Source organism: Ursidibacter arcticus (assembly GCF_009761375.1).
Taxonomy (GTDB): domain Bacteria; phylum Pseudomonadota; class Gammaproteobacteria; order Enterobacterales; family Pasteurellaceae; genus Ursidibacter; species Ursidibacter arcticus.
In genome coordinates, this window is the sequence record NZ_LEKM01000116.1 from 119,427 (window position 1) to 139,416 (window position 19,990).

Sequence of the window (19,990 nt, forward strand, 5' to 3'; positions counted from 1 at the left end):
TTTAGTTCTCCACAATAACAGATTTTAAATATTGAAAAATTTCACGATAATTTTTTGGTGGTTTATTGGCTTGTTTTTCTTTTTGTGCCCCACGAATTAAATTACGCAAATGTTGGCGATCAAGCTGCGGATATTCGTCTAAAAGTGGATTTAGTGCAACATCGCCTTGTTCTAGAAGTTGATCTCGGGTCAGCTCTAATTTTTGCAACAAGGCTAATTGTTGATTATGACGATTTTCCACTTTATCTAATGCTTCTTGGATAGGTTCTGGATCCACGTTGCGTAACAGCTTTCCGACATATTGAATTTGACGACGGCGAGCTTCTAAACGTAAACGTTGAGCTAATTCAATCGCTTCGCGTAAATTATCTTCTAATGGAATTTTGGCTAAATTGGTTGGGTTTAACGCCATTAGATTTTCGCCTAGTTTTTTGAGATGTTCTGCATCTCGTTTTATTTCACTTTTACTTACCCAGATGATTTCTTCATCTTCATCAGTCCAATCTATTTCATTTTTTCGTTGTTTTCTTGCCATAAAATCCCACGTTTTATAATAACTCGTAATTAAAAAGCCTATCGCAAAGGATAGGCTTTTCTGCTATGATTTTTCGTTTCCCATTCTATGCTGAAATTGTGTTTAGGTCAAACTTCTATCAGCAAAAATGATGTTAAAAATAAGGATAAATAATGGCTTTAACCACCAAACAAGAGCTACAACAACAAGAAGAAATGTTAAGAGAAGCGGTAAGTTCCGCTTTATCTTTTGCAAAAAAGGCAGGGGCAACCGCAGAAGTGGCAGTTACAAAGGTTGCAGGCTTATCTGTTTCTACCCGTTTGGAACAAACAGAAAATATTGAATTTAATAATGATGGTGCGTTAGGTATTTCAGTTTATTTAGGCAAACGTAAGGGTAATGCCTCCACTTCCGATTTACAGCCAGCCTCTATTCAACAAGCGGTGGAATCTGCCTTAGCGATTGCAAAATATACATCGGAAGATGATTGCACAGGCTTGGCGGATAAAGAAATGATGGCGTTTGAGAGTATCGACTTAGATTTATATCACCACGCTGAGATCGATGTGGATCAAGCGGTGCAACTGGCAATAGAAACGGAACACCACGCATTAAACAGTGATGAACGTATTGTAAACAGCGATGGTGCAACATTTAATTCCCATAGCGGTATTCGTGTTTATGGCAATACGCACGGAATGTTACAAAGCTATTTATCAAGCCGTTATTCGCTCTCTTGTAGTGTGATTTCTGCCTATCAAGAACAACTAGAAAGGGATTATGAATACACGATTTCTCGCCAGTTTAATCAATTAGCTACGCCTGAATGGGTAGGAAAACAGGCTGGATTAAAAGCGGTAGAGCGTTTAAATCCACGCCAATTAGCCACCTGTGAAGTGCCTGTTATTTTCTATAATGATGTGGCGACAGGTTTAATCGGGCATTTAGCAGGGGCGATTAGTGGCGGTGCGTTATACCGAAAATCCAGTTTTTTACAAGATAAATTAGGCGAACAGATTTTGCCGAACTGGTTTGCTATTTCAGAACGTCCACATTTATTGCAACAACTTGCATCATCGGCTTTTGATAGCGAAGGGGTGAGAACGGAAAACCGAGAAATTATTACGGACGGTATTTTACAAACTTATCTTTTAACCAGTTATAGCGGTCGAAAACTGGGTATGCAAACAACAGGACACGCAGGCGGCATTCACAACTGGTTAGTCAAACCAAACCGCACTGGTGGGCTAGACGCTTTGCTGAAAGAAATGGGAACAGGGCTGTTAGTCACCGAAATGCTAGGCAGTGCAATCAATGGTGTAACGGGCGAGTATTCTCGTGGTGCAGCAGGTTTTTGGGTTGAAAATGGTGAAATTTGCTACCCAGTGGCAGAAATTACCATTGCAGGCAAGTTGCAAGAAATGTATCAAAATATGGTTGCAGTGGCTGATGATATTGAACACCGCTCAAACATTCAAACAGGTTCTATTTTATTAGACAAAATGAAAGTTTCGGGGCAGTAAGCAATTTAGATTAAGTAAGTGGGGATAAATTCTCCCCACATTGCCTTTGTATATTTCAAATGATTTAAAATACACTTTTTGCTTCTTTTAATAAGGTTTCAGGTACGGTAATGCCTAATTCTTTTGCTGTCTGTTGGTTGATTGATAATTCCATTTTGCTAACAGAGTGAGTGGCAATAGCCCCTGCTTTTTCACCGCGTAAGATGCGAGCTGCAACTTTACCTGTTTCTGCCCCAATATCGTATTGGTTTACTGCATAAGCCGCTAATGCTCCACGTTCTACGGTATCTTTATCTGCTGCAATCACAGGGATTTTTGCTTCTAATGCAGCTTTATGTAATGCTTCATAAGCAGAAACGACCGCATTATCTTCAGAAATATAAATCGCTTGTACTTTACCATTTAGGCTACGAGTAGCTGTACCAATATCTGCACTACGCTGTACTGCAACAGGTACTACTTGAATATTCGCTTTTTTAGCCGCTTCTTTTAATTCGTCAAGCACAATCGCCGAGTTTACTTCCCCTGCACTATACACATAGCCAACCGCTTTTAAGTTTGGTACTAATGTTTGAATAAGCGAGAGCTGTGGTTCAATATCTTTATGATCAGAGATCCCTGTAACATTTGTTCCACTTGGCTCCCAAGATTTAACTAATTTCGCTGCCACAGGATCAGTTACTCCTGAAAAGACAATCGGAATACTACGAGTTGCTGCTACCACTGGCTGAGCACTTGGAGTGGTAATCGGGATAATAATATCGGCTTTGTCGCCCACAAATTTACGTGCAATCTGTGCTGCTGTTGCAGTGCTACCTTGTGCTGATTGGAAATCAATTTTAATGTTCTTTCCATCAACAAAACCTTCTTTTGCCAGCTCTTCAACAACACCTTGACGAATTGTATCTAATGCGGGGTGTTCTACAATTGCGGTAATCGCAACGTTATGTAATTTTTCCTGAGCAATACTCGCCACAGAGAATAAACTTAATGCACTAATCAATAATGTTTTGCGTAATTTCATATAACTTCCTTACTAGATAAAGATAAGATTTTGCCTTTTTGTACTATTACAAAAGTACATTTTGACGTAAATGTAATTTATCTTTGATAATTAAGCAAGTGTTTTTTGGAAAAAGTAAGCGGTAAGATAATGCAAATATTTTGCAAAATCTCACCGCTTATTAAGAATGGTTATATTACTTTACTAATTTTAGGTGTGTTGGCTTAGCTTTAGGTGCTTTTTTTACTTTCGTGGTTTCTATTTGTTCTGTTGAGCGTGCTAGATATTGTTGCTCATCATAATAAACTTCTTCCTGAAACATTACACCATCGCCTGTTTCTTGAGCATAGATAGCTTCAGCAGCACCAAATGGGATATAAATATCACGCAACATTCCTTGAAAACGGGCATTAAAACTAATTGCATCATCATTTACAACGTATTGCCCGATAGAACGTGGTGAAATATTCAAAATAATTTTGCCATCACGCACAAACTCAGTAGGAACATCAACATCGGGATATGACGCATTCACTAAGAGATAAGGGGTATAATCGTTATCTAATAGCCAATTATAATATGCGTGATAAAGATAAGGGCGTAATGGTTTCATTAGTCTTTATCGTCCATTAAATTTTTTGGTGCACTGCCACCCACAGATTGCATAAAACTATCACGTTTAAATACTCTTAGCATATAGGCTTTTACTGCTTTACTTCCTGCACCTGTAAATTCAACCCCCAAATTGTGCATACGCCATAATAATGGCGCAATGTAGCAATCTACTAAGCTAAACTCTTCGCTTAGGAAATAAGTTGTTTCAGCAAACACAGGGCCTAAAGATAACACTTCTTCTTTTAACTGTTTTAAGGCTTTTTTAGCTTCTTCTGTGGTCGGATCTCTATCAACAAGATCAATTAATGAATACCAATCATTTTGGATACGGTGCATATTTAAACGACATTGTGCTCGTAAGACTGGGTAAACAGGCATTAACGGAGGATGCGGAAAACGCTCATCAAGGTATTCCATAATAATTCGAGCATTTGACAAAACTAAATCACGATCAACCAATGTTGGAATAGTTCCACGCGGATTTACTTCCATTAAATCTTCTGAAATAGTGCCAGGTGCAATATTTTCAATTTCATATGCTACCCCTTTTTCAGCTAATACAATACGAACCTGATGGCTATAAATATCTGTTTTTTCTGAAAAAAGAGTTGGTACGGCACGTTTACTTGCGTTGGTCATTTTTTCTCCCATATTAAATACTGTCGAATAATCTGCAGATTTTAACACATCTTATACAATCAATAATAGCCCTATTTTTTTATGTTGGTTTCATTGATAAACCTTTTGACGAACTACAAGAAAAAGTCTAGCATTTCACTACTTACATTACTACTTAGAGGATCTACTAATGGAAAATGCAAAAAAACAATCTTTCCAAGATATGTTGGAATACGTTCATCTCTACCGTTTAAAAAACAAACTATTAAGAGAGACTGCTGATAATGATCGTAAAATTCGTGATAATCAAAAACGTATTTTATTATTAGATAACCTTAACCAATATATTACTGAATCAATGTCAGTAGAAGAAATTAGAGCAATTATTGCTAATATGCGTGAAGATTATGAAAATCGTGTAGATGATTATATGATCCGCAATGCAGAACTTTCTAAAGAACGCCGCGGTATTCGCCAAAAAATGGCTGAACATAGCCACAAAAAATAATATATTCTCTCCCTCTAACTATCCTAAATTATTGATTTAGGATAGTTATTCGCCAATCTTACATTCAGGAAGCCAAATATGAAAAAAATAGAACGACTATTCGCCAATAATCACGCTTGGGCAACCCAAATGAAAGATGAGCAATCTGATTATTTTAAACAGCTTGCCGAACATCAAAAGCCTAATTATCTTTGGATTGGCTGCTCTGATAGCCGAGTACCTGCAGAAAAACTAACAGGCTTAGAACCTGGTGAACTTTTTGTTCATCGTAATGTTGCCAATATGGTCATTCATACGGATTTAAATTGTTTGTCAGTGGTGCAATATGCAGTCGATGTGCTTGATATTGAGCATATTATTATCTGTGGGCATACAAATTGTGGTGGAATTAAAGCTGCTATTGGTACAGAAGATTTTGGCTTAATCAATAACTGGTTGCTTCATATTAAAGACTTATGGTTTAAACATAGCCATTTGTTAGGTAAGTTATCATACGAGCAACGAGCAGATATACTCACTCGCCTAAATGTTGCAGAACAAGTGTATAACTTAGGGCGTTCATCTATTGTTGATGCTGCGTGGAAACGTGGGAAAGCACTTTCTATTCACGGTTGGGTTTATGATGTCAATGATGGTTTCTTAAATGATCAAGGTGTTATCGCAACCAGTCGCCATTCTCTTGAAATAACCTACCGACAAGCAATTTCAAAATTACTAGCAGAAGCAGATGAAATATCTGCACAAAATAGAACGAATACCTAATATAACTATAATATTGATATCAAAAATAAAAGCGACAGCAAATTTGCTATCGCTAAATTATTTTTACTTTATTTAAATTACTTCTGACGCATTGCTGGGAATAAAATCACATCACGAATAGATGGTGCGTTTGCAAAAATCATTGCTAAACGGTCAATACCTAAGCCTTCACCTGCTGTTGGTGGTAAGCCGTGTTCTAATGCAACCACAAAATCATCATCGTAGAACATTGCTTCATCATCTCCCGCTTCTTTTGCTTCAACTTGAGCTTGGAAACGCTCCGCTTGGTCTTCTGCATCGTTTAATTCTGAGAAACCATTACCAATTTCACGTCCGCCAATGAAAAGCTCAAAGCGATCAGTAACATCTGGGTTCTCATCATTACGGCGTGCTAATGGAGAAATTTCCGCTGGGTGAGCCATTAAGAAAGTCGGCTGAATTAGTTGATGTTCTGCCACTTCTTCAAAAATTGCATTAACAACTGAACCTAATCCCCACGATTTTTGGATTTCGATATGTAATCCTTTCGCAATCGCAACGGCTTTATCAAAATCGTGTAAATCTTCAAGGCTAATACCATTGCCGTATTTCACAATTGCATCGTGCATTGTGATACGCTCAAACGGTTTACCGAAGTCAAAAACATATTCACCGTAAGGCACATCTGTTGTTCCTAGAATATCTAATGCTAAACGGCGTAATAACTCTTCAGTGTTATCCATTAAGTCGTGGTAGTCTGCATAGGCTTGATAGTATTCGATCATTGTAAATTCAGGGTTATGACGAACAGAAACCCCTTCATTACGGAAGTTACGGTTTAATTCAAATACACGCTCAAATCCACCTACAACTAAACGTTTTAAATAGAGTTCTGGTGCAATACGCAGATACATATCTACATCTAATGCGTTATGATGTGTGATAAATGGTTTCGCTGCTGCACCACCTGGGATAACTTGTAACATTGGTGTTTCAACTTCAATAAAACCTTTTTCAAGGAAGAATTGACGAATACCTGATACCACTTTTGAACGAATAACAAAAGTACGGCGAGACTCTTCATTTGCAATAAGATCTAAATAACGCTGACGATAACGTGTTTCTTGATCCGTTAAGCCTTTATGTTTATCTGGTAATGGGCGAAGTGCCTTAGTTAATAGTTCAAACTCAGTTGCACGAACAGTTAATTCACCTGTTTTAGTTTTAAATAACGTCCCTTTAACGCCCACGATATCGCCTAAATCAAGCATTGAAATAGTATTTTCATACTCTCCTTCTGCTAAATTATCACGAGCTACATATAGTTGAATTTTATCGCTGACATCTTGAATGGTAATAAATGTTGCTTTACCCATTGCACGACGTAACATAATACGCCCTGCAACTACGGCTTGAATTTCTTTGGCTTTTAACTCTTCACCTTCTACATCATCATATTTTTGATGAAGATCCTGTGCTAAATCTTCACGACGGAAAGTATTAGGGAATGGATTTCCTCTTTGACGTAATTGATTTAATTTCTCACGGCGAGCTAACATTTCGCCATTCAAATCAAGTTCTTGGTTTTCTTGTTCAGACATTTTATTACCTTAATTTAAAAAGAATTCAGTTCATTTAAAACTTGAGATTATAAGGGATTTTATTGCTTTTTGGTAGAAAGTAAGAGTTTAGATGGCAAAGATTTTTTAGAGACAGATCATTTTACTCTTTTTATAACGTGTTTCTAAAGCAAATTTAAACATAAAAAAACGGCTTTGATTACTTCACAATAATCAAAGCCGATGTTTAACTTACTAAATCAATTATAATTTAGGACCTGCCGCCACTAATGCTTTACCTTCATCATTTGTGGTGTATTTTTCAAAGTTTTTCACGAAACGACCCGCTAAGTCTTCAGCTTTAGCTTGCCATTGTGCTTTATCTGCATAAGTATCTCGTGGATCTAAAATTGCAGGATCAACACCTGGTAATGCGGTTGGTACTGCTAAATCAAAAATCGGTAATGTTTTCATTTCTGCATTTTCAATAGAACCATCTAAAATCGCATCAATGATACCGCGAGTATCTTTGATAGAAATACGTTTTCCTGTACCGTTCCAACCAGTATTAACTAAGTAAGCCTCCGCACCTGATGCTTCCATACGTTTTACTAATACTTCCGCATATTGTGTTGGGTGAAGAGATAAGAATGCAGCACCAAAACACGCTGAGAATGTTGGTGTTGGTTCAGTAATACCACGTTCTGTACCGGCTAGTTTCGCCGTGAAACCAGATAAGAAATAGTATTTAGTTTGTTCTGGCGTTAATTTAGATACTGGTGGTAATACTCCAAACGCATCTGCTGTTAAGAAAATCACTTTCTTCGCGTGGCCTGCTTTAGATACTGGCTCAACAATGTTGTTGATATGATAAATTGGGTAAGAAACACGAGTATTTTCTGTTTTTGAACCATCATCATAATCTACTGAACCATCTTCACGCACCACTACGTTTTCTAATAGTGCATCACGTTTGATTGCACCATAAATATCAGGTTCATTTTCAGGTGAAAGTTTAATGGTTTTCGCATAGCAACCACCCTCATAGTTAAATACGCCATCATCGTCCCAACCGTGTTCATCATCACCAATTAATTTACGTTTTGGATCTGTTGAAAGTGTGGTTTTACCCGTTCCTGATAAACCGAAGAATACCGCAACATCACCTTTTTCACCCACGTTAGCAGAACAGTGCATTGATGCGATACCTTTTAATGGTAACCAGTAATTCATCAGTGAGAATAAACCTTTTTTCATCTCACCACCGTACCAAGTACCACCAATTAATTGAATTTTTTCAGTTAAGTTGAATGCAACAAAGTTCTCTGAATTTAAACCTTGTTCTTTCCAGTTTGGATTAGTTACTTTTGAACCATTCATTACCACAAAATCAGGTTTGAAATCAACTAACTCTGCTTCTGATGGGCGAATAAACATATTCTTCACGAAGTGAGCTTGCCACGCAACTTCTGTTACAATACGCACTGCAACACGACTATCTTTGTTTGCTCCACAGAACGCATCAATAACAAATAAACGTTTATTAGAAAGTTGGTTAGTCACTAAATCTTTTAAACTTTGCCACGTTGATTGGTTCATCGGCTTGTTATCGTTTTTAACGGCATCAGATGTCCACCAAACAGTGTCTTTCGTACTTTCATCAAGTACAATATATTTATCTTTTGGAGAACGGCCTGTGAAAATACCAGTATCCACAGCAACAGCCCCAGAAGTTGTTAAGCGACCTTTCTCAAAACCTTGCAACTCGGGTTTCATTTCTTCTTCAAAGAGTTGTTCATAGTTTGGGTTATAAACAATCTCTTTTACATTAGTAATACCTAAAAGTCCAAGTTCTTGTACAACACGATTTGACATAGTAACACCTCATATATGGTTAAATTTAAAAACTGGGCGTATTGTAAGAGTATTTCATCAAAAAAAATGTTACCTACTTCAAATTTTTGAAATTTCATCAAATTTTTTACAAATAAAAATGCTGATTTGATAGAATATGAACAGTTATTTTTACTAAAAATATGGCTGGCACTACAAAAATTTGCTTTTTTGTTACAAAATTCTTTTATATTTATCTACACGAGAAATTTATGAGACTCTTAATTGTTTTTTTATCTTTGTTACTATGCTATTTCCAATTTAGCTTTTGGTTCGGGAAAAATGGATGGTCCGATTATCAAACTATCCAAAATAATGTTGCATTATTGAAAGAGGAACATAAAGCCCTACTTTCTCGCAATAATGTAATTATTGTTGAAATTCAAGACTTAAAAACAGGCTCAAATGCATTGGAAGAACGAGCAAGATCTATTCTAGATATGGTCAAAGGAAATGAGATGTTTTATCGCATTATTCCACGCCAGTAAGTTCTTGAAAATAGACAGGTCAAATACAAACAATGAAACGAAATATTATTGCAATTATTCCTGCATCGGGTATTGGCAGTCGAATGCAAAGTCAGTTACCAAAGCAGTATCTGAAAATCCAAAACAAAACTATTTTAGAACATACGCTGTCGCTATTTATTGACGACCCTCGTATTACACAAATTATTGTTGCAGTCTCTGAAACTGATGCTTACTACTCTTCTCTCTCAATCTTAAAACACCCGAAAATTCAAATTGTTTTTGGAGGAGAAACGAGAGCACACTCTGTATTAAATGGATTAGCTAATCTCACAGAACAAGACTGGGCGTTAGTCCACGATGCTGCTCGTCCTTGTCTGAAGCGGTCGGATCTTGATAAACTTTTGCAAATTACTGATCCTAATGGTGCAATTTTGGCGACTCCTGCCATAGACACAATTAAACGTAGCACCGATGGTTGCCAGATTGCTCATACTGAAGATAGAACAACGTTATGGCACGCATTAACACCACAATTTTTCCCAGCCATTCCTCTTAGAAATGCGATTCAACAAGGGCTAGCAAAACATCTAGCCATTACCGATGAAGCCTCTGCAATGGAATTTGCTGGCTTTCACCCTAAATTAGCCCCCGCTAGGAGTGATAATATCAAGGTAACTCGTCCAGAAGACTTAGCTCTAGCTGAATTTTATTTAATACAAGGAACACAAAATGATTAGAATTGGACACGGTTTTGACGTTCACGCTTTTAGCGAACAAGGCCCTTTGATTATTGGTGGAGTAACAATTCCTTATGAAAAGGGTTTTATCGCTCATTCAGATGGTGATGTTGCTCTCCACGCATTAACAGATGCTTTACTCGGTGCAGTTGCCTTGGGTGATATAGGTAAACTTTTTCCTGATACAGATATGGCATACAAGGGAGCAAATAGTCGTGGCTTGCTGATTGAAGCCTATCGACAAGTACAAGAAACAGGATATAAAGTCGGTAATGTTGATGTTACTATTATTGCTCAAGCTCCAAAAATGCGTCCGTACATTGACCAAATGCGTCAGGCGATCGCAGAAGATCTTGAATGCGACATTTCCCAAGTTAATGTAAAAGCTACTACAACGGAAAAATTAGGTTTTACAGGTAGACAAGAAGGTATTGCTTGCGAAGCTGTTGCGTTGTTGGTCAAGAAGTAATTATTTTTAAGTAAGCTGTAAGAGGTGTAATGGACAAAAATCCCACATTTTTGTCCATTACACCCTGTAAGATAAGTGAAAATTTTGCAAAATTTCAAACCTATCTTACCGCTTGTTAGGTTAAATCACTAATTCACCGACAATAGAGCGAGTTTCAATACGGACTTCTTTAAGTTTAACTTTAACCTTTTGTCCGATTTGATAGCTTTTTTCGCCTTTGATATAAAGAGCAATTTCTTCAGGGTTATAAAGCATTTCGTCTTTATTTGGGTGGATAGTTGAAAATGGTACAAAAATTGATGCTCCATTTTCGAGCACTTTTACACGCAATCCACCACGAGAAACATCGTGAATTTCCCCTTCAAATTCAATATTTTTTTCAACCATTGGGGCAAGATAACGTGCATATAACCAATCAGCAATATCTCGCTCAACCATTCGGTTTTGTTTACGAGCTTCTTGCAAACGCACTAAAATGCTTTCATCAACGGCAGTTGCACTTTGTTGTGCTAATACTTGTTTGATTAAGCGGTGATTAACCATATCGCCATATTTACGGATAGGCGATGTCCAAGTTGCATAGTGGCTAATTCCTAAGCCTAAATGTGGGGCACATTCTGTTTTAAATTCCGCAAAGGTGAGATAGCGGCGTAAACGCATTTCTAAAAAATTCTCAGGGAATTGTTCAATATCACGACGCATCTCACAGTAGCCTTCCAAAGTAGCAAGATGCTCAGGGGCATAGCGTTGAGATAGTGCTTCATAATTTTGCTCATTACCAAGGGTATCTAGTAAGAATTTTTTCGCTAATTCAAGGTTTTTACTATCAAATCCAGAATGTGTATTGAATACACCAGTGTGGGCATATTTAGCTAAATACTGTGCGGCACAAATATTGGCTAAAATCATTGATTCTTCAATCATTTGATTTGCGATACGGCGATATTCAACGTGAATATCACGCACAGAACCATCTTCATTGAGCTCAAAAGAGTAATCCCCTTGCTCTTTAAATAGCAGGGCATTTTTACTACGCCATTCAATTCGAGCGAGAGTAAATTGATGTAACCAGTTAATTTGTTGTTCAATTTGCTCATTTTCAGGTCGCCAGTGGTTATCTACTTTCTCAATAAAATCAGAAACATCGTTGTAGGCTAATTTGGCTTTTGATTCTACCCAAGCAGATGTAAAGCGAGTTTCACCTAAGATATTTCCTTGTAAATCGACTTCAATATAAGCCACTAATGCAGGGCGTTTCTCATTCGGGACTAATGAACAAAGCTCGTCAGAAAGCTCTCGTGGCAACATTGGAATGTTAAAACCTGGGAGATAGTTGGTAAAACAACGTTGGCGAGCAGCTTTTTCAATATTGGAATCAAGCGGAATATAAGCAGTTGGGTCAGCAATCGCAACCACTAAACGCCAGCCTGTTTGTTCTCCATTCTGTTCAATAGGCTCGATGTAAAGGGCATCATCCATATCTTGCGTGCTTGGCGAGTCGATTGTCGTAAAGTAAAGATCAGAGAGATCTTCACGCACTAAGGCATCATCTAAAGTATAAGATTTCTCGCCCGCAACAGACTCTCTAGGTTGCTCGTGGCGTGCTAATGTTACCCACCAAGGTGCGAAATTATCATCTGCTTTACAAATAAATTGAGTAACTTGAGCAAAGAAAAAACGATCATCACGCAATGGGTGTGTTTTTAATTGTGCAACGACCCAATCATTTTCAGCTAATTTTTCTTCAACTTTTTTATGCGTATTGGCAGGAATAAGGGATTTAATGCTTGGGTGATCGACTGCAAGTTGTAATTTGCCATCTTTATTAAATTTTACTTGAGCAATAAAACGATCAAGCATTGGTTCAATCAATGAATCCACTTCAACTTGTTCTTTATCGCCATCACGTTTTACCACTGCACGAATTTTATCGCCGTGCATAATTTTTTTCATTTCTTGGGGCGGAATGAAATAGCTGTTTTTATCGCATTCTAAAAAACCGTAGCTTTTATCTGAGGTTTTAACGACACCTTCAACATATTCTTTATTTGCTTCGATCTGTTGCTTTAATTGAGCTAAAAGGGGGTTATTTTGAAACATTTTGTATTTACCAAAAATAATAAACCACAGAAATATCAACGCTATTTATGGTATTTAATAAAGGGACGCACGAGGTGCGTCCGAATAAATATATAGCGTTAAATTTCCGTGGTGGAAGAAATGTAGATTATTCTGCGTCTAAATCGCCCATTGCGACAATGCTAAAACCTGCATCAACGTGAACAACTTCACCTGTAATACCGCCTGCCAAATCAGAACATAAGAATGCAGCAGAATTACCTACATCTTCAATGGTTACTGTACGGCGTAATGGTGCTGTTTTTTCAAAATTAGATAACATTTTTTTGAAGTCTTTAATACCTGATGCCGCAAGTGTACGGATTGGGCCAGCAGAAATAGCGTTTACACGAATACCATCTTTACCTAAAGTTGCTGCCATTACACGAGTACTTGCTTCAAGTGATGCTTTAGCTAAACACATTACATTGTAGTTTGGAATTGCACGCTCTGCCCCTAAGTAAGAAAGGGTTAAAAGTGCTGAATTTGGATTTAACATTGCACGAGCTTCTTTTGCCATTGCCACAAAGCTATAAGCACTGATATCGTGAGCAATTTGGAAACCTTCACGAGTTGCGGCATTCACATAATCGCCATCTAGTTGATCTGCTGGAGCAAAGCCGATTGAGTGAACAAAACCGTCAAATTTTTCCCAATGTTTACTTAATTGGTTAAAACACTCTTTAATGTTTTCATCGGTTGCAACATCCATTGGCAATACAATATCCGAACCAAATTCTTTCGCAAATTCTTCAACGCGACCTTTTAATTTATCATTTAAGTAGGTAAAAGCTAATTCCGCACCTTCACGTTTCATTGCACTTGCAATACCGTAAGCGATAGAACGGTTGCTTGCTAATCCTGTAATTAAAATGCGTTTGCCTGCTAAAAAGCCCATAAATAATTCCTCTATAATAGTGATAAAATATGCTCAAAATGAGCAAAACGAGCGGATTATAACGAAATTTTACCCTTTCGGGAAATATAAGCGGTCAGATCGGAGTAGTTTTTTGCAAAGTGAACCATTTATTCCACCGCTTATTTACAAAAATTTCACTTTTCCCTTGAAATCAGGGATTTCGGTCTTATTATAGTCAGCTCAAATCAATGGCAGAGAAGAAAAATGGGAAAAAAACGGAGTGCAAGTTCATCACGTTGGCTTGCAGAACATTTTAAAGATCAATTTGTGCAAAAAGCACATAAACAAAAATTACGCTCAAGAGCATATTTTAAGCTAGATGAAATTCAACAAACCGACCGTTTATTTAAACACGGAATGACGGTCGTTGATTTAGGGGCAGCCCCTGGTGGTTGGTCGCAATATGTGGTTACACAAATTGGCAGTAAAGGGCGAGTTATTGCTTGTGATATTTTAGATATGAACCCGATTGCAGGTGTTGATTTCTTACAAGGCGATTTTCGTGAAGAGAGTGTATTAAATGCCTTGTTGGAACGAGTCGGGGAAGATAAAGTTGATGTGGTAATGTCAGATATGGCACCGAATTTTAGTGGTATGCCATCGGTTGATATACCTAGAGCAATGTATTTGGTTGAACTGGCGTTAGATATGTGTCGCCAAGTATTAGCACCCAAAGGCAGTTTTGTGGTCAAAGTGTTCCAAGGCGAAGGTTTTGATGACTACTTGCGTGAAATTCGGGCATTATTCAGCGTGGTAAAAGTGCGTAAACCTGAAGCATCTCGAGATCGCTCGCGTGAAGTGTATATTGTCGCCACAGGATATAAAGGATAGGTGGAATATCCTTTCATTTTATAGTAATCTTTACAGAATTTTTTAGTCCTAAAAAGAGGTAAAACCTTGAACGATATGTTTAAAAATATTCTACTTTGGGTGGTAATTGGCTTAACGCTAATGACTGCATTCCAAGGTTTTAATACGAATTTTGGCAGTACAAACACTGTGGAATATTCGACATTTATCAATGACTTAAAAGAAAACCGTTTAAAATCGGTCAATTTTAAGAATAATGATGAAGTAATAACCGTAACCAAATCGAATGGTTCAGAATATCAAACCGTAATGCCGATTTATGATCGAGATTTATTAAACGATCTTTTAAATAAAAATATTACTGTTGTGGGCGAACCTGCAGAACGTCGTGGGTTGTTATCTCAAATTTTGATTTCTTGGTTCCCAATGTTATTGCTTATCGGCTTCTGGGTTTTCTATATGCGTCAAATGCAAGGTGGCGGTAGAGGCGGAGCAATGGGTTTTGGCAAGAGCAAAGCAAAAATGATCGCACCAGATCAAATTAAAACAACTTTTGCTGATGTAGCAGGTTGTGATGAAGCCAAAGAAGAAGTTGCAGAAGTAGTTGATTTCTTGCGTGACCCAAGCAAATTCCAAAAACTGGGTGGGCGTATTCCGAAAGGGATTTTAATGGTGGGTCCACCGGGAACAGGTAAAACTTTATTAGCAAAAGCTATCGCAGGCGAAGCCAAAGTGCCTTTCTTTACAATGGCAGGTTCGGATTTCGTTGAAATGTTTGTTGGAGTAGGGGCATCTCGTGTGCGTGATCTTTTCGATCAAGCGAAGAAGAATGCACCTTGTATTATCTTCATTGATGAAATTGATGCCGTAGGACGTAAACGTGGTGGCGCAGGTTTTAGTGGCGGACACGATGAGCGTGAACAAACATTAAACCAAATGCTTGTTGAAATGGACGGTTTTGAAGGATCTGAAGGGATCATTATTATCGCAGCAACAAACCGAGCAGATGTATTAGATAATGCATTAACTCGTCCGGGGCGTTTTGACCGTCAAGTAATGGTTGGATTACCTGATGTGAAAGGGCGTGAGCAGATCTTAAAAGTACATATGAAAAAAGTACCATTAGCTCCTGATGTTGATCCGATGATTATTGCTCGTGGTACACCAGGGTATTCTGGTGCGGAGTTAGCAAATTTAGTGAATGAAGCTGCTTTATTCTCTGCTCGTGCTAACCAACGAGTTGTTACAATGAATGACTTTGAAAAGGCTAAAGATAAAATCAATATGGGGCCAGAACGCCGTTCAATGATTATGACTGACGAGCAAAAAATCTCAACGGCATATCACGAGGCAGGACACGCTATTGTAGGTTATTTAATGCCAGAACACGACCCAGTGCATAAAGTAACAATTATTCCACGTGGACGTGCGTTAGGGGTTACGTTCTTCTTACCTGAAGGCGACAAAGTGAGTATTAGTCAAAAACAGTTAGAAGGCAAATTAGCTAGTACCTATGGTGGACGTTTAGCAGAAGAGCTTATCTATGGTAAAGAGAATATTTCAACAGGTGCATCAAGTGATATTCAAGTCGCATCGAATATTGCTCGTAGAATGGTAACTGAATGGGGCTTTTCTGAAAATCTTGGTCCTATCTTATATAAAGAAGAAGAGGGTTTTGGTGCACCAAAAGTGGTATCAGAGGCTACTGCACAGCTTATTGATGAAGAAGTGCGTAAGATTATTGAACGTAACTATGAGCGTGCAAGACAAGTATTGATCGACAATATGGATATTTTACACGCAATGAAAGATGCGTTAATGAAATATGAAACGATCGATATGCCACAGATCAAGAACCTAATGGAACGTAAACCAGTTGGCGAACCAGCAGGTTGGAATGATAGTGGAGATAATACGCCACCATCATCTTCAGATGAAAAAGCGTCAGAAACAAAAGTTGATGACACTTTCTCTGAAACAGAGCCTACTGATAAAAATGTCGGTACTGTTTCAGACAGTGAAGCTGATGTTAAATAATCAATAAAATGCAAGTAAAACCGAGCAGATAAATTGCTCGGTTTTTTTATATGTACATAAAATCTAATCTGAAATCAGGTTATTTATATTTAGACTTATCAGTATCGTTTTACATTCTTTTTTGATATTCTTAGCCCTTATTAAGCTTTGTTCATTTTTAACTTGTTAGGAACTATGATGTTTTGGAAAGCCTATAAAAAAATCGCATTAACTGGAATTACACTCTTCATCGCTAGCTGTTCGAATAATGTAGCGAAAAAAACCGAAGTAAGCATACCTGATGGTTCAAGATGGGGTGCTATTAAAAATGGTCGTCATTTTGTCTCCGAAAATATACCACATTTTGCTACTGCAACTGTGGCAGCAAATGGAAAAATTGTAAACCCTAGAGAGTTTTTACAACAGCTAAATAATGTGTATCAATACTCTGGCAATATTTCAGCCACATTTGGCAATACTTACCGCAAAATCACCGCTTGGGTGAATGCAGGTGGAAACATCAATGAGCTCACACGTTTCGGATTACACTCTCGCCAAATGCGTGGTGAAGATGGCTACCAAAATGTATTGATGACTGGGTATTATATTCCTGTTATTCAAGCACGTTTAACTCCACAAGGTGAATTTCGCCACCCGATTTATGCTATTCCGAAAGGAAATAAAAAATATGCTCGAGCAGAAATCTACAGAGGAGCATTATACGGTAAAGGTCTAGAGTTAGCTTATACTAATTCATATTTAGAGAATTTTCTAATGGAAGTCCAAGGTAGTGGATTTGTTGATCTAGGTGGAGGAAATTTACGCCATTTTGCCTATGGAGATAAAAATGGATATGGCTACACTAGTGTTGGACGTTTATTAGTGGAAGATGGAGAAATTCCTAAAGAGAAAATGTCTGTTCAAGCAATTCGAGAATGGGGAGCAAGAAACCCACATCGTTTACAAGCCCTACTTGAACGTAATCGCTCATTTGTTTATTTCCGCCACGATCCAACCCTAGATGTGAAAGGTTCAGCAGGGGTTCCACTTGTTGCATTAGCGTCTGTGGCATCAGATAAACGCATTGTACCGACAGGCAGTGTGCTATTAGTAGAAATGCCATTAGTTGATCATTCAGGTAATTGGACAGGTAAACACGAATTACGCTTGATGGTAGCACTTGATGTCGGCGGTGCAGTTAAAAATCAACATTTCGATTTATACCAAGGCATTGGCGATCAGGCAGGACATAAAGCTGGCTTAATGAAGCATTATGGACGAGTTTGGTTACTTAACTAATCTCTAATAAAAAAATGTTGGATTTTTATGAGTAATCGTAAATCCAACATTTTGCTATTCTTTACTCTTCTATTGATACTACTTCACTAACCACACTTCCCTGCTCTAGCCTTGTATGTAGAATATCTCCCACATTGATATGCTGAGTAGAAATCAAGGCGATACCTTGTTGATTTTGTGTAACAGAATAGCCTCTAGCCAGCACTTTTAATGGACTTAGCCCTTCAAGCTTGACACATAATTGCTGAAAATATTGTTGCGATAGTGTATTTTTCCGCTGAATTGCAAAAACTAAACGCTGCTCTAATTTTCCCCATTGATGTTGTTGCTGGCGAATGGAATGCGGCAAAGGATTATGTTTTAAGCGTTGGGTTACATTTTTAAATTTCTGCTGTTTATCTAAAAAACGTTGTTCCATATTTTGTATAAGCTGTTTATGTAACAAATTCAATTGCTGTTGCTGACGTTCTAGCTGTTTTTGCGGGTGTTGAAGATAAACACGCTGTGCAAACTGTTTTAAGGTTTGCTGTTGGTGAAACAATTGCATTCGTATTGTCTGCACCATACGATGTTGAACGCCTAGTAACTGCTGTTGGCGAAGTTGAAGTTGTTTTTTTGGATGCTGTGCCATTAGTCGAGAACGCAAATAAGCAAATCTGCGTAAATGGTCAGACCATAAGCGGTCAAATGCTAAATTCACACGATCTTGATAGTGTTGTAATTGGCGTTTACGTTCTTGTTGATCTCGACTGACTAATTCAGCAGCGGCTGAAGGGGTTGGTGCTCGTATATCCGCAACAAAATCAGCGATCGTGACATCGGTTTCGTGTCCAACAGCACTGATAATCGGAATATCAGAATGATAAATTGCCCAAGCTACGCTTTCTTCATTAAAACACCATAAATCTTCTAAAGATCCACCACCACGTCCAACAATCAACACATCACACTCTTTGCGTAAATTCGCCAGTTTGATCATTTGTACAATATCTGCGGTTGCCTCTTTACCTTGCACCATTGTTGGATAAATTACAATCTGTAAACTTGGATCTCGGCGTCCCAAAATATTAAGAATATCTTGTAAAGCTGCTCCACTTGATGAAGTGATAATCCCTACTGTTTTTACATAGTTTGGCAAAGGCTTTTTATGCTCTTGGGCAAAAAGTCCTTCTGCGGCTAATTTCATTTTAAGCTGTTCAAACTGTTGTTGTAATAAACCATCTCCCGCGGGTTGCATAGTTTCAATCAGCACTTGATAATCGCCTCTCGGCTCATATAAGCTCACATTCGCTCTTACAAGCACTTGCATTCCATTTTTAGGCTGAAAATTCACTCGCTGATTTTTCATTCTGAACATTGCACACCGAACTTGTGCCTGCTCATCTTTAAGGGTTAAATACCAATGCCCTGAAACAGGTTGGCTAAAGTTAGAGATTTCCCCCACTAACCAGATGTAACTAAATTCAGTTTCTAATGTATGGCGAACAGCATAATTCAGCTGAGTAACGGTAAGAACATTATTTTGCATTATGTAGCCCTAAAAATGAAAATCAGTGAATTTTATCATAGTTATAATATTTATCATTCCTGAAATATACTATTATGATTTGTTAAAATTTTGTTATTGTGCTAGTCTAGATATTGTAGAAATAATCTACATCTAGTTATATCAATTGTTATAAGGAGAATTTTATGGGCTGGATTGCTGCAATTATTGTTGGTGCGCTTATCGGTTGGATTGCGGAAAAAGTAATGAAAAGCGATATGGGGTTATTGATGAATATCGTTATTGGTATTATTGGATCATCTCTCGGACGCTGGGTATTCGGCGATTTATTAGGAATCGGTTCTGCTCATTCTGCAGGAAGTTTAAATGCTTCTGGTTTATTGTTCGGTGTATTAGGCGCTAGTTTACTCATCTTTATTCTACGTTTCTTTAAGATAATGAAATCTTAATCTAAAAAATAACAGTGATGTCGCCTGCTACCTAGTGGGTGGCAAATTAACAAGCGATTATTTTGCGATAAAATTTTGTACATAGTGTAAAAGGTGTAATGGACAAAAATGTGGGAAAAAAGTGTAGTTAAGCCTTATACTACAAGCCTTTAACCCACATTTTTGAAAATGAACAAAAAATTGCCCTTACTGCCAAAATACCGTTATCCATAAACACGGATT

At 37.7% G+C, this 19,990-nt stretch carries 19 protein-coding genes; 10 read left to right on the top strand and 9 right to left on the bottom strand.

From position 1 onward, the window contains the following. Position 1: 1 nt before the first annotated feature. Positions 2-535, bottom strand: coding sequence for a ribosome biogenesis factor YjgA (yjgA, locus tag A1D25_RS04430; RefSeq protein WP_157394483.1), 534 nt, complete (start codon positions 533-535; stop codon positions 2-4). Positions 536-687: 152 nt separating this feature from the next. On the opposite strand from yjgA, the gene pmbA reads away from it, so the two are divergent. After that, complete coding sequence (pmbA, locus tag A1D25_RS04435; protein WP_157394484.1) at positions 688-2,037, top strand: metalloprotease PmbA; 1,350 nt, start codon at positions 688-690, stop codon at positions 2,035-2,037. 64 nt (positions 2,038-2,101) lie between these two features. On the opposite strand, the gene A1D25_RS04440 is transcribed toward pmbA, so the two are convergent. The 3 genes from A1D25_RS04440 to A1D25_RS04450 form a co-directional block, all read right to left on the bottom strand. After that, positions 2,102-3,061, bottom strand: coding sequence for an ABC transporter substrate-binding protein (locus A1D25_RS04440; protein WP_157394485.1), 960 nt, complete (start codon positions 3,059-3,061; stop codon positions 2,102-2,104). A gap of 175 nt (positions 3,062-3,236) precedes the next feature. Then, entirely contained in the window at positions 3,237-3,653 is a 417-nt protein-coding gene (locus A1D25_RS04445; protein WP_157394486.1) for a ClpXP protease specificity-enhancing factor, read from the bottom strand. Then, positions 3,653-4,294 (bottom strand): glutathione S-transferase N-terminal domain-containing protein, encoded by a 642-nt coding sequence (locus A1D25_RS04450; protein ID WP_157394506.1) that lies wholly within the window; start codon positions 4,292-4,294, stop codon positions 3,653-3,655. Before A1D25_RS04450 ends, A1D25_RS04445 begins: the two co-directional genes overlap by 1 nt. 169 nt (positions 4,295-4,463) lie before the next feature. On the opposite strand from A1D25_RS04450, the gene A1D25_RS04455 reads away from it, so the two are divergent. Further along, positions 4,464-4,781, top strand: coding sequence for a DUF496 family protein (locus A1D25_RS04455; protein WP_157394487.1), 318 nt, complete (start codon positions 4,464-4,466; stop codon positions 4,779-4,781). A gap of 78 nt (positions 4,782-4,859) precedes the next feature. Beyond that, entirely contained in the window at positions 4,860-5,543 is a 684-nt protein-coding gene (gene can, locus A1D25_RS04460; protein ID WP_157394488.1) for a carbonate dehydratase, read from the top strand. Positions 5,544-5,620: 77 nt separating this feature from the next. Here can and lysS read toward each other — a convergent pair whose 3' ends face one another. Together lysS and pckA are read right to left on the bottom strand one after the other, a co-directional pair. After that, on the bottom strand, positions 5,621-7,123 hold the full coding sequence (gene lysS, locus A1D25_RS04465; protein ID WP_157394489.1) for a lysine--tRNA ligase: 1,503 nt from the start codon (positions 7,121-7,123) through the stop codon (positions 5,621-5,623). Between the two features lie 222 nt (positions 7,124-7,345). Beyond that, positions 7,346-8,956 (bottom strand): phosphoenolpyruvate carboxykinase (ATP), encoded by a 1,611-nt coding sequence (gene pckA, locus A1D25_RS04470; RefSeq protein WP_157394490.1) that lies wholly within the window; start codon positions 8,954-8,956, stop codon positions 7,346-7,348. Between the two features lie 230 nt (positions 8,957-9,186). On the opposite strand from pckA, the gene ftsB reads away from it, so the two are divergent. The 3 genes from ftsB to ispF are packed head-to-tail and all read left to right on the top strand — an operon-like array spanning position 9,187 to position 10,650. After that, positions 9,187-9,462: a cell division protein FtsB gene (gene ftsB / locus A1D25_RS04475; protein ID WP_157394491.1), complete on the top strand. Its 276-nt coding sequence runs from the start codon at positions 9,187-9,189 to the stop codon at positions 9,460-9,462. 32 nt (positions 9,463-9,494) lie between these two features. Then, complete coding sequence (gene ispD, locus A1D25_RS04480) at positions 9,495-10,181, top strand: 2-C-methyl-D-erythritol 4-phosphate cytidylyltransferase (protein ID WP_157394492.1); 687 nt, start codon at positions 9,495-9,497, stop codon at positions 10,179-10,181. Further along, positions 10,174-10,650, top strand: a complete 477-nt coding sequence (gene ispF / locus A1D25_RS04485; protein WP_157394493.1) for a 2-C-methyl-D-erythritol 2,4-cyclodiphosphate synthase — start codon at positions 10,174-10,176, stop codon at positions 10,648-10,650. The genes ispD and ispF overlap by 8 nt, the downstream gene beginning before the upstream one ends. A gap of 120 nt (positions 10,651-10,770) precedes the next feature. Here ispF and A1D25_RS04490 read toward each other — a convergent pair whose 3' ends face one another. Continuing rightward, the gene (locus A1D25_RS04490) at positions 10,771-12,750 is read right to left on the bottom strand and encodes an exoribonuclease II (protein WP_157394494.1); all 1,980 of its coding nucleotides are present in this window, start codon (positions 12,748-12,750) and stop codon (positions 10,771-10,773) included. Positions 12,751-12,877: 127 nt separating this feature from the next. Further along, positions 12,878-13,666, bottom strand: a complete 789-nt coding sequence (gene fabI / locus A1D25_RS04495) for an enoyl-ACP reductase FabI (RefSeq protein WP_157394495.1) — start codon at positions 13,664-13,666, stop codon at positions 12,878-12,880. Positions 13,667-13,891: 225 nt separating this feature from the next. On the opposite strand from fabI, the gene rlmE reads away from it, so the two are divergent. The 3 genes from rlmE (at position 13,892) to mltA (ending at position 17,812) form a co-directional block, all read left to right on the top strand. Further along, on the top strand, positions 13,892-14,518 hold the full coding sequence (gene rlmE / locus A1D25_RS04500; RefSeq protein ID WP_157394496.1) for a 23S rRNA (uridine(2552)-2'-O)-methyltransferase RlmE: 627 nt from the start codon (positions 13,892-13,894) through the stop codon (positions 14,516-14,518). 75 nt (positions 14,519-14,593) lie between these two features. Then, complete coding sequence (ftsH, locus tag A1D25_RS04505) at positions 14,594-16,534, top strand: ATP-dependent zinc metalloprotease FtsH (RefSeq protein WP_157394497.1); 1,941 nt, start codon at positions 14,594-14,596, stop codon at positions 16,532-16,534. Positions 16,535-16,711: 177 nt separating this feature from the next. Then, complete coding sequence (mltA, locus tag A1D25_RS04510) at positions 16,712-17,812, top strand: murein transglycosylase A (protein WP_157394507.1); 1,101 nt, start codon at positions 16,712-16,714, stop codon at positions 17,810-17,812. A gap of 61 nt (positions 17,813-17,873) precedes the next feature. Here mltA and xseA read toward each other — a convergent pair whose 3' ends face one another. Next, a complete protein-coding gene (gene xseA / locus A1D25_RS04515; protein WP_157394498.1) occupies positions 17,874-19,340 on the bottom strand; it encodes an exodeoxyribonuclease VII large subunit in 1,467 nt (488 codons plus the stop codon). Between the two features lie 164 nt (positions 19,341-19,504). On the opposite strand from xseA, the gene A1D25_RS04520 reads away from it, so the two are divergent. After that, positions 19,505-19,768 (top strand): GlsB/YeaQ/YmgE family stress response membrane protein, encoded by a 264-nt coding sequence (locus tag A1D25_RS04520; protein ID WP_157394499.1) that lies wholly within the window; start codon positions 19,505-19,507, stop codon positions 19,766-19,768. Positions 19,769-19,990: the final 222 nt, after the last annotated feature.

Coding starts and splice junctions, on each gene's coding strand:
- A1D25_RS04490 (WP_157394494.1), bottom strand. CDS start 12,750: ATGTTTCAAAATAACCCCCTTTTAGCTCAATTAAAGCAACAGATCGAA.
- pmbA (WP_157394484.1), top strand. CDS start 688: ATGGCTTTAACCACCAAACAAGAGCTACAACAACAAGAAGAAATGTTA.
- ispF (WP_157394493.1), top strand. CDS start 10,174: ATGATTAGAATTGGACACGGTTTTGACGTTCACGCTTTTAGCGAACAA.
- lysS (WP_157394489.1), bottom strand. CDS start 7,123: ATGTCTGAACAAGAAAACCAAGAACTTGATTTGAATGGCGAAATGTTA.
- A1D25_RS04440 (WP_157394485.1), bottom strand. CDS start 3,061: ATGAAATTACGCAAAACATTATTGATTAGTGCATTAAGTTTATTCTCT.
- A1D25_RS04520 (WP_157394499.1), top strand. CDS start 19,505: ATGGGCTGGATTGCTGCAATTATTGTTGGTGCGCTTATCGGTTGGATT.
- A1D25_RS04445 (WP_157394486.1), bottom strand. CDS start 3,653: ATGAAACCATTACGCCCTTATCTTTATCACGCATATTATAATTGGCTA.
- ftsH (WP_157394497.1), top strand. CDS start 14,594: ATGTTTAAAAATATTCTACTTTGGGTGGTAATTGGCTTAACGCTAATG.
- can (WP_157394488.1), top strand. CDS start 4,860: ATGAAAAAAATAGAACGACTATTCGCCAATAATCACGCTTGGGCAACC.
- mltA (WP_157394507.1), top strand. CDS start 16,712: ATGTTTTGGAAAGCCTATAAAAAAATCGCATTAACTGGAATTACACTC.
- A1D25_RS04450 (WP_157394506.1), bottom strand. CDS start 4,294: ATGACCAACGCAAGTAAACGTGCCGTACCAACTCTTTTTTCAGAAAAA.
- ftsB (WP_157394491.1), top strand. CDS start 9,187: ATGAGACTCTTAATTGTTTTTTTATCTTTGTTACTATGCTATTTCCAA.
- xseA (WP_157394498.1), bottom strand. CDS start 19,340: ATGCAAAATAATGTTCTTACCGTTACTCAGCTGAATTATGCTGTTCGC.
- ispD (WP_157394492.1), top strand. CDS start 9,495: ATGAAACGAAATATTATTGCAATTATTCCTGCATCGGGTATTGGCAGT.
- rlmE (WP_157394496.1), top strand. CDS start 13,892: ATGGGAAAAAAACGGAGTGCAAGTTCATCACGTTGGCTTGCAGAACAT.
- fabI (WP_157394495.1), bottom strand. CDS start 13,666: ATGGGCTTTTTAGCAGGCAAACGCATTTTAATTACAGGATTAGCAAGC.
- yjgA (WP_157394483.1), bottom strand. CDS start 535: ATGGCAAGAAAACAACGAAAAAATGAAATAGATTGGACTGATGAAGAT.
- pckA (WP_157394490.1), bottom strand. CDS start 8,956: ATGTCAAATCGTGTTGTACAAGAACTTGGACTTTTAGGTATTACTAAT.
- A1D25_RS04455 (WP_157394487.1), top strand. CDS start 4,464: ATGGAAAATGCAAAAAAACAATCTTTCCAAGATATGTTGGAATACGTT.